The organism is Tunturibacter empetritectus (genome assembly GCF_040358985.1).
Taxonomy (GTDB): Bacteria; Acidobacteriota; Terriglobia; order Terriglobales; family Acidobacteriaceae; genus Edaphobacter; species Edaphobacter empetritectus.
This window is the reverse complement of sequence record NZ_CP132932.1, coordinates 1,943,979-1,959,671: the sequence shown is the minus strand read 5'-3', so window position 1 is coordinate 1,959,671 and position 15,693 is coordinate 1,943,979. Positions and strand designations below refer to the sequence as shown.

General features: G+C 56.0%; 13 protein-coding genes. All 13 read right to left on the bottom strand.

Features of this window, described 5'->3' with window-relative positions; genetic code table 11:
• Positions 1-302: 302 nt before the first annotated feature.
• Entirely contained in the window at positions 303-1,739 is a 1,437-nt protein-coding gene (locus RBB75_RS08220) for a deoxyribodipyrimidine photo-lyase (protein ID WP_179640345.1), read from the bottom strand.
• Between the two features lie 89 nt (positions 1,740-1,828).
• Positions 1,829-2,164, bottom strand: a complete 336-nt coding sequence (locus tag RBB75_RS08215) for a cytochrome C oxidase subunit IV family protein (protein ID WP_179640344.1) — start codon at positions 2,162-2,164, stop codon at positions 1,829-1,831.
• A 39-nt stretch (positions 2,165-2,203) separates the two neighbouring features.
• Complete coding sequence (locus RBB75_RS08210; protein ID WP_179640343.1) at positions 2,204-2,968, bottom strand: cytochrome c oxidase subunit 3; 765 nt, start codon at positions 2,966-2,968, stop codon at positions 2,204-2,206.
• Entirely contained in the window at positions 2,961-4,631 is a 1,671-nt protein-coding gene (locus RBB75_RS08205; RefSeq protein WP_353070139.1) for a cytochrome c oxidase subunit I, read from the bottom strand. The genes RBB75_RS08210 and RBB75_RS08205 overlap by 8 nt, the downstream gene beginning before the upstream one ends.
• Positions 4,628-5,671 (bottom strand): cytochrome c oxidase subunit II, encoded by a 1,044-nt coding sequence (gene coxB / locus RBB75_RS08200; RefSeq protein WP_179640341.1) that lies wholly within the window; start codon positions 5,669-5,671, stop codon positions 4,628-4,630. The genes RBB75_RS08205 and coxB overlap by 4 nt, the downstream gene beginning before the upstream one ends.
• Positions 5,672-5,673: 2 nt before the next feature.
• Positions 5,674-6,579, bottom strand: coding sequence for an SCO family protein (locus RBB75_RS08195; protein WP_353070138.1), 906 nt, complete (start codon positions 6,577-6,579; stop codon positions 5,674-5,676).
• Between the two features lie 37 nt (positions 6,580-6,616).
• Positions 6,617-7,309, bottom strand: coding sequence for a hypothetical protein (locus RBB75_RS08190; RefSeq protein WP_353070137.1), 693 nt, complete (start codon positions 7,307-7,309; stop codon positions 6,617-6,619).
• A complete protein-coding gene (locus tag RBB75_RS08185; RefSeq protein ID WP_179640338.1) occupies positions 7,299-8,633 on the bottom strand; it encodes a hypothetical protein in 1,335 nt (444 codons plus the stop codon). Before RBB75_RS08185 ends, RBB75_RS08190 begins: the two co-directional genes overlap by 11 nt.
• A 33-nt stretch (positions 8,634-8,666) precedes the next feature.
• On the bottom strand, positions 8,667-9,443 hold the full coding sequence (locus RBB75_RS08180) for a c-type cytochrome (protein ID WP_353070136.1): 777 nt from the start codon (positions 9,441-9,443) through the stop codon (positions 8,667-8,669).
• Positions 9,444-9,456: 13 nt separating this feature from the next.
• Complete coding sequence (locus RBB75_RS08175) at positions 9,457-9,999, bottom strand: DUF3341 domain-containing protein (protein WP_353070135.1); 543 nt, start codon at positions 9,997-9,999, stop codon at positions 9,457-9,459.
• Positions 9,999-11,441: an NrfD/PsrC family molybdoenzyme membrane anchor subunit gene (nrfD, locus tag RBB75_RS08170; protein ID WP_353070134.1), complete on the bottom strand. Its 1,443-nt coding sequence runs from the start codon at positions 11,439-11,441 to the stop codon at positions 9,999-10,001. Before nrfD ends, RBB75_RS08175 begins: the two co-directional genes overlap by 1 nt.
• Entirely contained in the window at positions 11,441-14,665 is a 3,225-nt protein-coding gene (locus RBB75_RS08165; RefSeq protein WP_353070133.1) for a TAT-variant-translocated molybdopterin oxidoreductase, read from the bottom strand. The genes nrfD and RBB75_RS08165 overlap by 1 nt, the downstream gene beginning before the upstream one ends.
• Positions 14,662-15,531, bottom strand: a complete 870-nt coding sequence (locus RBB75_RS08160; protein ID WP_179640334.1) for a cytochrome c3 family protein — start codon at positions 15,529-15,531, stop codon at positions 14,662-14,664. The genes RBB75_RS08165 and RBB75_RS08160 overlap by 4 nt, the downstream gene beginning before the upstream one ends.
• Between the last annotated feature and the right edge of the window lie 162 nt (positions 15,532-15,693).

Genomic DNA, 15,693 nt, shown 5'->3' with positions numbered 1-15,693 from the left:
AACGCTAGAGCAGGAGAAGATACGACAGGCAGTGCCAGAACGGGATGAGAAATCTCTCATAAACGTTCCGTGCTTAGGGTTACCGGGGCTCTGTGGCCGCTTCTTTAAAAAGTTCCAACCGCACGATGCAACGAAAGACCAAGCACCGTCCGCTATTTCTCGAATCTACCATTAGCTACAGCAACGCCACAATCTCATCTTAGTTGTAGGTTTTTATTCGAGGATGGGCACAAGACATCTGCTGACCAGTCTCAACCGAGAACAGGACAGAGTAGTCTGACAATAAAACTTTTAGGGAACTCCTAAAATGCCAGCGACCCCTGCTGTGGCAGGACCTTCATCTGCCGCATGTACTCTTTCGAATCGAACTTCTTTCCCGTCGACGCTCCGGACATATATCGAATCTTGCCAAAGATAGGCCGCGTTCCCCAGGCACGATCGAACTTCCCCAAAATCGCCCAGGCAATCCCCGCGTATCCGTTCGGGTCACGGCCATCGAGAAAATACTTGTCGTTGAGATAGATGGAGTACTTCATCGCCGTGGCGACGTCAGGCGTCCACTCCAGGATCTTCTTTGCCCAGTACATTCGCAGGTAGTTATGCATCCAGCCATATCGAACCATCTGAATCTGGGCCGCATTCCAAAGGTCGTCATAGGTATGTGCATCTTCCAGTTGGCGAAGCGTATACAAATGCTCTCGTTCATCGCGGGCGTGCTCGGCAATCGTCGTCTTTGCCCAGTGCTCAGCGCAATCAGGCGAATCGTAGCTCGGCGTGTAGCGCACGAAGTTGACCGCCAGTTCGCGCCAGGCAATCAGTTCGTTGAAGTAGCTGTCGCGCGCAGGCTTTAACTTCGGGTTCGCCTTCGAAGCCGCTTCTACGGCAAGCGCAATCGTGATGGGACCGACATGTCCATAGTGCAGATAAGGCGACATGCAGGAAGTTCCATCCGTCTCTGGATGATTCCGCTGCGTGTCGTAATCTTCCAGAAGCTCTCCCGTAAAAAGTTTGAGACGCCGAAGCGCAGCATGAGTCCCCCCCTTCCACGCTTCAACAGGCAGAACGCTACGATCGAGGTCCTTCCAGTCGCGCGTCATGTCCTCATGAACGGAGTCGGCATAAAATGCCCGAGGTCGTTTCCATGCGCGTTCCACAGGAACATTTTCGTAGGGGTGTAGATACTCCGGCAGAAGGCGGTATAAGCGCGGCCGAATTGTGTATGCCCCATACTGAGCCTTTTCCATCAGCTTCGAAGGAACGACAACATCCGTATCGACAGTCCAGAACGGAATCTTGATCTTCGAGGCCAAATCCTTGCGCCACTGCTCCGGGACGCGCATTGGATTTTCATCCCCAATCAAAAACGCGGCATGTACATCAGACAACAGCTGCTCGTGCGATTCACGCGGCGCACGGCGCATAACAAACGAGATATTTCGCGCCGCAAGGTCAACCTCGATATCCGGCAACCCCTGATTGAGAAAGACATAGTGCCGTAGATTCGCGTGGGGAAAGTTAGAGATTCCTGCAAAATAAACTACAAGCGGGAGGCCAAGCAGGTTCGCGATTTTAGCGGCGAGATCGACAGCATGATTATCGATGCCTCGCTGCGCCCTTTGCATCCAGTACACAACACATTTGCCGTTGGGGTCCGGCAGTCCATCTCGCCGCATCGTCACACGGGAGTTTTTTGACCAGCTAAGCAACTCTTGCGACAAAGACGATCCGGCAATGGACATAACTCGAGTATATGAGCATGTGGCTACACAGCTTCGACAGCAACAAAAAATGCGACCCGAAGGCCGCATCCCTGTAACAACCACTTGCGTTACCAGAGTCCCCACGCCCGGCTGATGTAGTCGCTCATCGTCATGGTGATCAATACCAAAAAGGTAAAAAATCCAGCGGCAACCGTCAGCTTAATTAGGTTGGACTGATACTTGACGTGCATGAAAAACAGAATCACGACGACAGCCTTAAAGCTCGCAATAGCTAGCGCGACGACTGGATTGAAGATCCCTAGATCGACATAGGCCGCGCCTACCGTAATCCCGGTAAAGACCAGCAAGGTGGCAAAAACAATTCCATAGGTCACCGGCGTGATGATGTGATGATCGGCGTGTTCCGGATTGATTACATTCGACGGATCGTGATACTCGGACATGGTCTTCTCCTTCCAGCCAAAACGGCGTTGCAGTCGCGGCTAGGAGCCGGGGTGTCGGTTGATCAGATAAAGCAATGGGAACAGAAAGAGCCAGACAATATCCACGAAGTGCCAATACAATCCGAAGTTTTCGATAGGCGCGACATATCCTGACGAGAACTCCCCCCGATTGGCACGCCATGTAAGCCAGAACAAAAGCCCGATTCCCAGGATCATGTGGAACGCGTGCATGCCCGTCATCGCAAAATAGAGAAAGAAGAAGACCTGCGTCTTCTGTGCCATATCCGGTGCGAGCGGCTTCTCCTTCAATCCATACGCCTGGGGATTGATGAACTCGGAGACATCAAAGTGTGCGCCTGGGATGTGATGCTTCTCCCACTTCTCGTGATACTCAACCGCTTTGATCCCGAGAAAGGCGACCCCAAAGAAGGTCGTGAGCACCAGAAAAAGAACAAGAAGCCCCTTCTTCTGCACCTCCGCAGCCCACACCCCGAGCGCCATAAAGAACCCCGAGCTGATAAGGATAGCGGTGTTAGCCGCGCCCAAAGGAATACTGAGCTGATTGGAAGACACGACGAACGCATCATGGTACCAGTTGCGGTACAGCAGGTAGGCGAAAAACAAACCACCAAAGAACATGATCTCAGTCAGCAGAAACAGCCACATGCCGAATGTGGCAGCCTCGCGCTGCTGCTCCTTCGTCTCAAAGTGATGGCGGTGCTGTGGCAGAACGACGTGCTCATGTTCTGCCGCAACCGCAGTCTCGTGCGTGTGTGGATGCGTAGCTACGATCGCATTATCCAACGGTCGTCACCTCTTGTGCAGTCTTGTGGGCGAGCCATTCGTAGTCATAAGCTTCATGATCAACGACGGGCGTCTCGATAAAGTTTTCTGTCAGCGGTGGCGACTGAATCTGCCACTCCAGTCCGGTGGCCTGCCATGGATTATTGCCTGCAATCGCACCATACTTCAGCGACCACCCCAGGTACAGCAGCGGCAACATATAACCGACACCGAGTACGGTAGCTCCCGCAGTTGACAGTACATTGAGCACCTGGAACTCGGGCGGATATGCATGGTAGCGCCGTGGCATTCCCAGGTAGCCAAGAATGAACTGCGGCAGGAAGGTCAGGTTGAATCCGATAAAGGTCGTTACCGCGGCAAGCTTGGAGAGCGACTCAGGATACATACGCCCGGTCATCTTCGGCCACCAGAAGTGGATACCCGCAAGAAACGCCATCAACATCCCACCCACCATCACAAAGTGAAAGTGAGCAACAATGAAGTACGTCTCTGTCAGATGGATGTCCATGCCCAGGGCACCCAGAAATACTCCCGTCATACCACCAATCGTGAACAGCCCCAGAAACCCAAACGCATAGAGCATCGGAGTCTCAAAGGTGATCGATCCCTTCTGCAGCGTAAACGCCCAGTTGAAGATCTTGATTGCAGAAGGTACCGCCACAAGCATAGTCAGCAGAGAGAACACGAGTGCCGAGTAGTTCGACACACCCATGATGAACATGTGGTGAGCCCAGACAAAGAAACCGAACAGAGCAATCGCCACAGACGAGAATGCGACCGCCGTATAACCGAACACCCGCTTGCGACTAAAGGTACTAATCACCTCAGAGATCACACCCATACCCGGCAGAATCATGATGTATACCGCAGGGTGAGAATAGAACCAGAAAAGATGCTGAAACAGTAGCGGATCGCCGCCCTTAGTCGGATCGAAGACGCCAATCCCGACCAGCCTCTCGAGAGCAACGAGAACCAGCGTGATCGCCAGAACCGGCGTTCCAAGCACCATCAGAATCGACGCGGCGTAGTTTGACCAGCAAAAAAGCGGCATACGGAACCACGTCATGCCTGGCGCCCGCATCCGGTGGATTGTAACGATGAAGTTCAATCCAGTGAAGATTGACGAAAATCCAATGATGAAAACTCCTGTAGCGGCTGTCACCACATGGGTATTCAGATAATGCGTCGACAGAGGAGTCGTGAATGTCCAGCCCGTATCGACACCACCCAGAACCAACGCGGCCATGGTAAACAACCCGCCAATCCAGTACAGGTACCAACTCAGCAGATTCACTTTTGGAAACGCCAGGTCCTTCGCGCCGATCATAATCGGTATCAGAAAGTTCCCCAAGGTCGCCGGCACCGACGGAACCAGAAAGAGAAAGATCATGATAATGCCGTGCATGGAGAAAAACTTATTGTATGTATCTGAAGCCACTAGATCGGGTTGTGGTGTCAGCAGTTCAAGCCTGATGAGACCCGCAAACGCACCCCCGATGAAGAAGAAGAACGTGATCGAGATCAGATATAGGATCGCAATGCGCTTGTGGTCACCAGTAAACAACCAGCTGAGCAGCCCATCCTCATTGTTCAAATAGTTACGCTTCGGAAGCGTAGCCGTTCTCTGATCAGGCAAGTTGACTATTGTATGGGTTGCACTCATGGCTTCACCGTCCCTGGCGTTGTCGGCGCCGCTTGGTTCGACTGTGACGTGGTCAGCGTCTGCTGCACACGGTAGTTGTTCTGCATAGCTTTGATGTACTCGACCAGATCGATCAGGCCGTCTTCACTGATCTGTCCCTGATAGGTCGGCATAATCGGCGCATATCCAGCCGTAATATGTTGCGAAGGATTCAGGATCGAGTCACGGAGATACGCATCGTTGACCAGAACCTGCGACCCGCTGGCCAGTTGTAGCTTCGAGCCGTAAACACCCGCAAGATTTGGCCCACGCGCCGCAGCACTTCCCGAATGGCATGCGTTGCACCCCATACTGGCAAAGAGTCTCTCGCCATTTTGAGCTAGCGACATCCCGCTGGTGGACTCCTGTGTCCACTTGTCGTAGTCATCCGGACTTAATACAGTGACTTCGCCAATCATCGCCGAGTGATTCGTCCCGCAATATTGCGTGCAGAAGATATGGTAAGTTCCCGGAGTTGTGGCCTGGAACCAGACCGTCGAGTAGCGCCCCGGAATCACCTCGCGCTTTACGCGGAAGTCGGGAATAGAAAAGCTGTGAAATACATCCTGCGAGATCATCGTCAACTGCACGGGACGGCCGGTTGGCACATGCAGCGCGTTGATCTCGTGCTGGCCGCCGGGATGCTCCGCCTTCCACATCCACTGCTTGCCGACCACATAGATATTCATCGCATTGGTCGGAGGATTGTAGATGCGGAAGTACAACAATGCGCCCCAGACAAACACAATCAGGAACAGAGCGAGAGGAATGATGGTCCAGGTCGCCTCAAGCAGCGTCGAGCCCTCCACCTGGACCGCGACCGGGTGCTTCTCCTTGCGATAGCGAATCGAGAAGCCGAAGACCAGGACGCCTACCAGCACCAGACCAACCACCGTGATCAACAGCAGGAAGAAGTAGAGCGCGTCAGCGTAGGGCGCGATGGTCGATGCCTCGCGCGGAAAGAGCGCCGAAGCGTTGAGCCACTTCACCAAAAATTGCCACAGGACTGGACTGATATGCATCGTTACCCTTTATCCGTTTCTTTCTTAGTCAGGTCGTGTTCGCGCGCGGAGTTGACATCTTTCCGGAACATCAAAAACATGAATCCGCCAAGCCCTGCCACCGTTACGATCCCGCCGAGCTGCACCACGCGGGCGATTCTTAGGGATTGCTTGTTCGTCTGCGGATCGTAGTGATAGCAGTAGGTCAAAATGTTCGCAACCGGAGAACCAATCTTGTTGCCCGAAGCATCGATCAAGCCCAGCAGTATGTCCTTCGGGGAGTACTCCACGCCGAGGTAGTACTGCGCCAGCTTTCCGTCTGTCGTAACAATCTCAATCGAACTGGCGTGAGCAAACTGCGTCAGCTTGCCATCGGGTCCCGGAACCTTGACATATCCAAACCCGACCGCATTCGTCACCGCATCAATCGCCGGACGCTGCCCTGTAAGGAAGTGCCAGCCGGAAGCCGTCTCGGGGCGCCCATAACGCTTTACATAAAAAGCCTTCTTCGCAGCTGCAGTCTCCGGCGTCTCGCTGGGGTCGATGCTGATGATGACCACATCGAAATCTTTCCCAGGCGCGAGCTTCACCATCTCCAACGCACCGGTCAGTCCGTCCAGCTCCTCAGAGCACAACATGGGGCAGTTGTAATAGACCAGCGAAAGAATCGCGGGATGTTTTCCAAAGTAGTCACCCAGCTTTACAGTCTTCCCTGTGTCGTCCACAAACGAAGCGTCCAGTGGAAGCTGTTGGTTCAGATGCTGCGAAACCCCAACCTTCTGCAGCACCTGCGGCAGCTGATCGCCGGAGTTATCGCCACTCTGCTTATCCCCGTAGCTTGTGACTTGGGCAAACAGGGGGGCGCTCAACAGCGCGCAGCAGAAAATTGCCGCCTGCCACCCACCCCGAATTGTCCGCCCGTATCTCATATATCTCTCTCTATGCTAAATCTGCCAGCGCAAATTTTTACTTCGTTGGGGCAAGCTCTGCCTGGTTAGCTGCTTCCGCTTTGCCATAGCTCATCTTTTGTTCCCGCGCTTCTATGACCTCAAGCTCATATCCGGTTCGGGCAAATCCAGAGGTTAACGGAGCCAAAACCACCGGCTTCTCGTCTCCAGCCATCTCGACCGTAGCCGCTGCCGCCTGGCTATTGACCGGGAGACCACGCTGCACAATCAACTCCATCGCACGAGAGATAGGAATCCGAATCGAGCCATTCTCCGCAGGAGTTACGCTGTAGTTGTCAAGCAGCAGATCCTCGCGGGCATGCATATCTGCCGTCGCCTGGTTGCCGTCATCGATATCCAGGCGTGGCTCCGGAAAGGTCGACGTCATCTGCTGAAACTCTTTCTGCTGCATCTCCGGGTTGCTGGCCAGGTCCTGACGTTTGCCGTTGGTCGTCTCCGCACCAGCAAAGTCCGACAGCTTGTTCCACTTGGTCGTTGGCCCATCCGATTTTTCAATCGCCGAGTTGATGACCTTACCCATCACAAAGCAGAAGACAAAGAAGACCAGCACGAACCCGAACAGGCCAGCCAGAAACACAGCCACACCGCCGGCGTTGACGTCGGTCGTCTCATATCCCGGCGAGTCAGCATCGCGAACATGCTGGTCGTGCGGGCCCGGCGTTTGATGCATCTCGTGATCGTTAGTGGGCATGTTCAGGCTCCAACATCTCTTCAACGTGAGGATCGTTCACATTGAGCAAAGGACGTGCTTGCAGTTGCGTCATGTAGTAAGCCGCCCACAGCGAGATCACAGCTACGGGCACAGTGATATAGGCAAGAATTCCAACATTCCCGGCTAGGTGAAGATTACCCGCGGCATCGGCGAAGTTCGGCTCAATCAGCCAGAACATATCCACGCAGCGCGCAAAGATCATGAAGCACGTCAGCCAGATCATCTTCTGCTTGTTCCGCTTCAGGTCGCGCGATAGCAGCAGGCAGAAGGGAATCAGCCAGTGGCAGATGAAGTCCAGAGAGCAGACATACCACCATCCACCATGAATTCGATTCAGGTACCAAGGAATCTCGTCCGGCACGTTGCCCGACCAGATAATCAGGAACTCGGCAAAGCAAAGGTAGATATTGAGCATCACAAACGCAAATGCCAGCTTGCCCAGGTCGTGCTGCTCCGTCGCCCTCAGCATCGTCTTCATCGGCTCAAACCGCGAAAGCAGAATCACCGTCAGAATGCCGAGCGCGAGCACAGCGTACCCTTGCCCGACCAGGAACTGCAAACCCCAGATCGACGAGTACCAGGTGATGTCCAGTGACTTGATCCAGACGATCGCGCCATCAGTGAGCAGAATGACGTAGATCAAAATGCCAATGCCGCTCAGATTCTCAAACTTCACCCGCCAGCGATCAAAACTTGGCTCAGTCCCGCGCGCTGGATCGGCGTCGCGCTGAAGCGACCATTTGTTCAGTAGAAACACGAACAGGCCGAGGATCGCAAAGATCACGACCGTCTGGAAGATTGCGGCTGCCGGATTCAACATGGCCCTCTTGTCGTTGAGCGTCATCGCCTGCTCAAGCGACACGGCATGATTCGACAACGCCTGAGCCACGGCTCCAGCTGTCGGGAACGCTGCCCACTGATACAGATGCTTCCACAGGAAGATGATCGGCACGAACATAAGGCCCACCAGCCAGATCGTGCGCGACATCGCCTCTAGCGGGCGCCGAAGCAGCAGGCCCCACTTGCCTCCGCTGACATACTGCAGCATCAACATCACCAGCCCACCACCCGCAAAGCTGAAGCAGATCATGTAGCCCAACAGGTAGGCGCGGAGGATATGATTCTTTCCCTCATGGGTGAAGGCGAAGAAGATCGACAGAATCGAGGCAACCGCAAAGACAATCAGCGCGCGCATCCGCCACGCCGAGAGAATCTCCGGCGCAGCCAGCGACGCAGGCAGTACTCGCGGCCCGTGGTGGGAGTGATCGTGTTGCCCGCCGTTATGTTCGTGTCCAGATGACATGCGTTTCAAGCCTTCGTTCGGAAGCTTCCGAGGTTACTGCTTCGGTGCGGTTTGTCCGGCAGACGCCGCCGGCGCAGCTGCGTTGTTTCGTGATGGAGCAGCCGCCGTAGTTCCAGCAGCTCCGGCTCCTGTGACAGGGAGCACATAAAGTCCATTGTCGGGCGTGCCCGTCACAGCCGTTGGCGGTAGCACCCACTCATCGGCGAAGGAGGCCGGCAAACCCTCCCGTTCGGCGATGCTGGCAAGCGACTCAACATGAGATCCGGACGCCACGTCAGCCTGCGTCGCCTTCTGGCTCAGCTGCAGTGCCTTGATATAAGCGACAATCGCCCAGCGATCCGCCGGCACGATCTGCGCCGAATAATCAGGCATGGAACCATACCCATTCGAGATCACATGGAAGAAGTGTCCGAGCGGAGCAGTCTCGAGCCGAGCCGAATGAAAGCTGCCAGCCTTCGAGTACCCGCGCTGCACAATCATTCCAATCCCATTGCCAACCCGCGAGTGGCACGGCGTGCAGTAGACGTTGTAACGCTCCTGCCCCCGCTCGAGCACCTGCATGGTCGCCGGGAAGGGCATACCATCACCCTCTTTTCCATTTACCAGCCCGGTATAAAAGTAGGCATCTTCATGGAGCTGATTCCGAGCAACCGTATCCTCGACCTGCGGACGCACCGAACGGCCATCCGCATAGAAGTCTGTGCCACGTTGCGGGTAAAACTTCGGCTGATTATGCATATCCTGACGGCAGCCCGTCACCACCAGCAGAGACAATGCTGCAGTGGCGAGGCCAAGGCGTCGGGATGTCAATCTTACTTGCGTATTAATGATCCACCTCCACCACGGAGACCGCAGGGAACTGCTCAAGAAACGTCCGCGTCTCGCTCAACGAGAACTTCGGATCAACCGCCTCGAGACACAGGAAGAACTTATCGGTCGTCGCGCCATTCCTGAAGTTCGGCGCGTTGAAGACCGGATGATAAAGCTGCGGCAGACCATTCAGTGCGAGCATTCCGAGAGCCGCCGAAAAACCGGCGAATAAAATCGTCCACTCGTAGGCGGGAATAATAAACGCAGGCCAGGAAAATAACGGCCGGCCGGCGATATTCAACGGATACGCCCACACATTGATCCAGGTCTCCATCAGAAACGCCGTCGTTACTCCCATCAAGCCACCGATCAGGCACACCATCGGCACCCGCGTCTTATGGAAGTGCAGCGCCTCAGCCGCCTCTTCCACCGGATACGGCGTGTAGCACTCCATGCGTCGATAGCCCGCACGATGCGCCTCTTGAGTCGCATACACTAACTCGCTGGGCGTATTAAACTCGGCCAGCATTCCGTAAATTCCTTCGCGCGGCGGCATTAGGCGGACTCCTCACTGATCGTTTCGGCATTGGCTCCGCCAGGCGTTACCTTCGTCTGCGGCAGCATCATTCGAATCTCGGACATCGGAATCATCGGCAGGAACCGAACAAACAGGAAGAACAGGAACGTAAACAGGCCCATCGTTCCCACGTAAATCATGTAGTCCCACTTCGTCGCGCGGTAGGTACCCCAGCTCGAAGGCAGATACTCGCGGTAGAGGCTGGTAACCACGATGACAAAGCGCTCAAACCACATACCCGTATTCACGATGAGCGACAGGATAAACAGGAACGTCACATTCACCCGCAGCTTGCGCGACCAGAGCGTCGTCAGCGGAATCGCGATGTTAGTCAGGATCAGGATCCAGTACGCCCAGCCCATCGGCCCGAACATACGGTTCCACATCATGAAGAACTCCCAGTGGCTGGCCGAATACCACGCCATGAAGACCTCCATGCCGTAGCCGTAAGCCACAATCGAACCCGTCGCCAGCATCACCTTCGCCATGTTGTCCAGGTGCCGCAGCGTCACCAGATCTTCCATGTGGTAGAACTTGCGGATCGGAATCGCCAGCGTCAGCACCATGGCAAAACCCGAGTACACTGCACCGGCAACGAAGTATGGCGGGAAGATCGTCGTATGCCACCCCGCCAGCGCCGCCACCGCGAAGTCGAAGCTGATGACCGTATGCACCGAGAGCACCAGTGGCGTTGAAAGGCCAGCCAACAGCAGGGAAGCTGACTCATAGCGGATCCAGTGTCGGGTCGAACCACGCCAGCCCAGCGACAGCATCCCATAGAAGTACTTCGCCGCCGGCATCGTAGCCCGGTCGCGCAGTGTCCCAAAGTCGGGAATCATTCCGATATACCAGAAGATGATCGAGATCGAGGCATACGTCGAAACCGCAAAAACGTCCCAGGCCAGCGGGCTGCGGAACTGCGGCCACACGTTCATTGTGTTCGGGTAAGGGAAGAGCCAGTACGCCAACCACGGGCGACCAACGTGAATTAGAGGAAACGTTCCTGCGCAGACCACGGCAAAGATCGTCATCGCCTCAGCAAACCGGTTGATCGAGTTACGCCAGGTCTGCTTGAACAGCAGCAGAATCGCCGAGATCAGCGTGCCCGCGTGGCCGATACCGATCCACCACACAAAGTTGATGATGGCGAATCCCCATGCGCCCGGAATCGTGACGCCCCAGATTCCGACGCCCTTCAGGAACAGCCAGGTACAGCCGACCACCACGCCCATGGCCACGCCACCGCCTACCATCAGGCCAAAGAACCAGCCCAGCGGAGTGTTCGACGTCAGCACGATACCCGCAATCTTCTGCGTCACCGACTTGAAGTTATGGCCCGGCGCGATTACCGCGTATTCGCCGGTACGCGGGTCGATCATGGGATCGACGCTCGGGTCCTGCATGGGTCCTTTAGTCGCCATTATGCCAGCTCCGGGTGCGGGTTGATGACTCCGGCCGTATAGGTGGTGCGCGGACGGAAGTTGAGATCGGCGAGTACCTGGTAATCGCGCTCCTCAGCCTTGGCCTTTGCCACGTTGCTTGCCTTGTCGTTGATATTGCCGAACGTAATAGCGCTGGTCGGGCAGGCCTGCTGGCATGCCGTCACAATCTCGCCGTCACGAATCTCGCGGTTTTCCTTATCCGCCACAATCTTCACTGCCTCAATTCGCTGCACGCAGTAGCTGCACTTCTCCATTACGCCGCGCGAACGAACCGACACGTCAGGATTCCGCATGAACTTGAGGCTCTCCGTGTCATAGTCCGAGTACAACAGGAAGTTGAACCGGCGAACCTTATACGGGCAGTTATTGGAGCAGTAACGGGTCCCCACGCAGCGGTTGTAAACCATCGTGTTGATCCCCTCCGGCGTATGCACCGTAGCGCCCACTGGGCAGACCTGTTCACAACCTGCGTTTTCGCAGTGCTGGCAGGCCATCGGCTGAAAGTGCGCCTTTGGAGCATGTAGATCGCCCTCAAAGTAGGTATCGATACGCAGCCACTGCATGTTGCGCCCAACCTTCACCTGCTCGCGACCCACGACAGGAATGTTGTTCTCCGCATAGCAACTAACAATGCAGGCGTTGCAACCGATGCAGCTGTTCAGGTCAATCGCCATGCCCCACGCATTTTGAATCTTCAGCGTCGACGGATCCTGCTTCTCGTAGTTCCAGTTATCCGGGAAGAACGAGTTGTCGTGCGGAACCTTCTCACCCTGCGGCGAATACCCTACCTTATCGATCAGCGTTCCGCTTGTCCCGCCCTCGTGAGCGAAGTTCGGATTCTTCTTCACCTCATCGAGCGTGGCGTAGCGGATGATCGATCGCTCCTCCGCCTCATGCCCAGCCAGGGAGTACACACCGTCTTTATCCGAGAGTGGCTTCTCCAGATCGTGCTGCGCAAAGCTGCCGCGATGCTCGATGTTGTGGACCTTCGTGATGCAAAGATCGTACGTTCCCGGTACCTTCTTTGCGGTCGCGCCTGAAACCGATAGCAGCCCATCGGTAGTGCGAATCTGGTAAGCATCGAAGCCGACGCCCTGACCAACACGACCCGCCTCAACGCCTCGGCCAAAGCCAAGATGAACCGTGATCACGCCATCAGGATGCCCCGGAATCATCATCGCCGGCGCAATCACCTCGCGGCCATTCAACGAAATCTTCACTGGATCGGATTCATCGAGCTTCAAGTCGGCGAGCGTATTAATGCTCATGATGGCCGCGTTATCCCAGCTCAGATTCGTCACCTGCTTGGGCAACTCCTGCAACCACCCCACATTCGCGAACCGCCCATCGTAGATCGAAGGATCAGGCCGGAACGAAACTTCAAGTCCACTCGGAGCAGCAGCAGCGGGAAAGGACGCGACAGCACTCTTACTCGCACCACCAGCCTTCGCCGTGAACGCAGTTCCTTCCACCCAACCATCGTGGAGAGCCTTACGCCACGAGGTAGCAAAGTCGCCCTTGGTGTAGGTCTTCGCATTCGCAACAACAACGTCATAAGCCGACTGCTGCGGATCCGCCAGCAGCGCTTGCAACACATCATGCGATGACTTGCCGCCATACATCGGGTCGATCATCGGCTGAATAATCGAGATCGTACCGTCGTAGGCCCGTGCATCCGACCAGCTCTCCAGGTAGTGGCTTCTATTGATATGCCAGTTCGAGATCGCACCCGTCTCATCCACATGCGAGGCAAGCTGCGCCGTCACTGGAACATTTGCGAATGCGTCTCTGAAGCCAAGATCCCACGGTGCCGAGTAGATCGGATTGACGCCAAGCATCACCAGCCATTGCACCTTGCCAGCCTTCATATCGGCAACCAGCGACTTCAGCTCCGCAACCTGTTCGGTCGGCATCGGGTTCACCGTCTCGGTGTAAATCACCGTCTTGCCCACTGCCCCCAGAGAAGAGTTCAGCGCATAAGCCGCTGCATGAACCGTCGGCGAAGCTTGCTCTCCTGGAATCACAACGCACTTGCCGCCGCTATTCTTCAGATCAGCGCTCAACGCAGCAAAAAACTTCTGCTGTTCCGGTCCAAAACCCTGTAAGCCCGCGCCTTGCGGAGCGGAGCCGCTCGCCAACGCCTGCGCGAACGTCGCAATCTCACTCGGCTTCAGCGCCAGCCGATGCTCCGCCTTGAACCCCGTCACCGTCGGCATGGTCTCGACGACGTACAGCCGGTTCATCATCTTACCCTCTTCATACCGATGCCGTTCCGCATAGCCCGAAGCCAGCGGCAGGAAGCCCGGATGAGCGATGCCACCCAGGAAATCCGCATCGAGCGAGAGAATGACGTCTGCCTCTTCCAGCTTGTACTGCGTGTCCGTATAGCTACCGAACGCCGCCTTTGAAGCCGCGCGCGAGGAGTCCTGATTCACCGGCTCCCACTGCACCAGCTTTGCCTGAGGATAAGCCGCCTGCACCTGCTTCCATTGCGCCGCCAGCGTCGGCGAAGTAATCGTCTCACTCAGAAAATAAATGCCCTGGCCGCCAGAGGTCTTCTTCGCAGCGGTAGCAAACGCCTGCTGAAACTCGCCCCACGACGCAACTTCGCCGCGATGCAGCACATGCTGAGAACGGTCAGGGTCGTATAGATCAAGTAGCGTAGCCTGCGTAAAGGCGTCGGACTTACCCTTCGACATCGGATGTTCAGGATTGCCATCCACCTTGATCGGCCGGAACGAATCCGACTTCACCAGCACCGGAATCGCACCGGTCGGGAACGGATACGCCGTCGCAAAGTACATCGGCTTGCCAAGAACCAGATCCTCCGGCTGCTTGATGTACGGAAAGATCGGCTCATCCGGCTGCTTCGTACAACCCGCCAACCCCGCCAGCGCCAGCGACGCGCCCATCACCTTCAGGAAGCCACGCCGACTTACCGCATCGACCCACTCGCCCGCTCCAGCCTGCCGTGGAAACTCTTCCCTCATCAACTCGTGGAACGCCGGCGTATCCGCCAACTCGTCCAGATTCTTCCAGAAGCGTCGCCCCGTCTTGCCATCCAACTTGGCATGAACCTCAGCAAGCGTCATCTTCGCCGGTGCAATCTGAGTCACCACTACGGGTTGTCCTGCCGGTGCTTTCATCTCAGCCATCGTGTCTTCAGTTCCATTCCCGGTCGTCTTGTTTCCAGTCGTCTTCATCGGTGGCACGTCTCACAGCTCGACAGCTGCTCCGGATTGCGGATGTGGTACTGAGCCGTCAGATACTTGCCCAGGTCACTCTGGTTCGTAAACTTTTGATAGCTCGCTGGCATCGTGATCCCCAGCGGAGGAACATCGCTCGACGTCGGCCCATTCGCCTCAGTGTTCATCTGCAGCATCGCCAGCTCCGGCCCTTTGCCCGAAGGATTCATCGTCGTGCAGCTTACATTCTGCGCCGTCGGTCCAGAACCAGCCGCGCCCGTACCCGTACTCGAACACCACACCGGTCGCTCACTCGAAGGACCAGCCCACGCCATGTTGTAGATCTCGCTGGTCGGCCGCAGATTCACCGCCGGATTACGATGGCAGTTCAAACACCACTCCATCTGAAGCGTGTTTTGCTGATACATCAGCGGCATCTCGTCCACGCGCCCATGACAGCTGGCGCAGCCGATGCCCTTGTTCACGTGAATCTGGTGGTTGAAGTAAACGTAGTCCGGAAGGTCGTGCACCCGAATCCACTGAATCGAAGCCCCCGTCGCCCAACTCTGCCGCACCGGCTCCAGCAGTTGAGCATTTGTCCAGATCTGCGCATGACAGTTGATACAGGTCTTCGTCGGAGGAATCCCCGCATACGCAGCCTTCTCCACCTGCGTGTGACAGTACTGGCACTGCAGGCCAAGTCCCTCAACGTGGTGCTTGTGGCTGAACGGTATCGGCTGATCCGGCCGCTGGCCCTGCCGCGTCACCCACGGTGATCGCTGTAGCTGGTCCAGCGTTACGCCGAGCGCGATAACGATTACGCCCGTCAAAACAAGGCTGAATCGAGCCAGCGCGTTCGAACTGCGGTCAAAAACTTGCGCCATGAGTACGTTCCTGCTTCCTCTGCATTACCTGAGCTAAGGGTTGAGAAGTTGCTGTCAAGATTTTAGATACTGCGTCTCGCTACTTTTGCCGCGCAATCCATACGCGGCGATCGGAGCGTCCGTAATCGGAGCGACCCCGAAAATTTCTGTCTTCGAGACTCA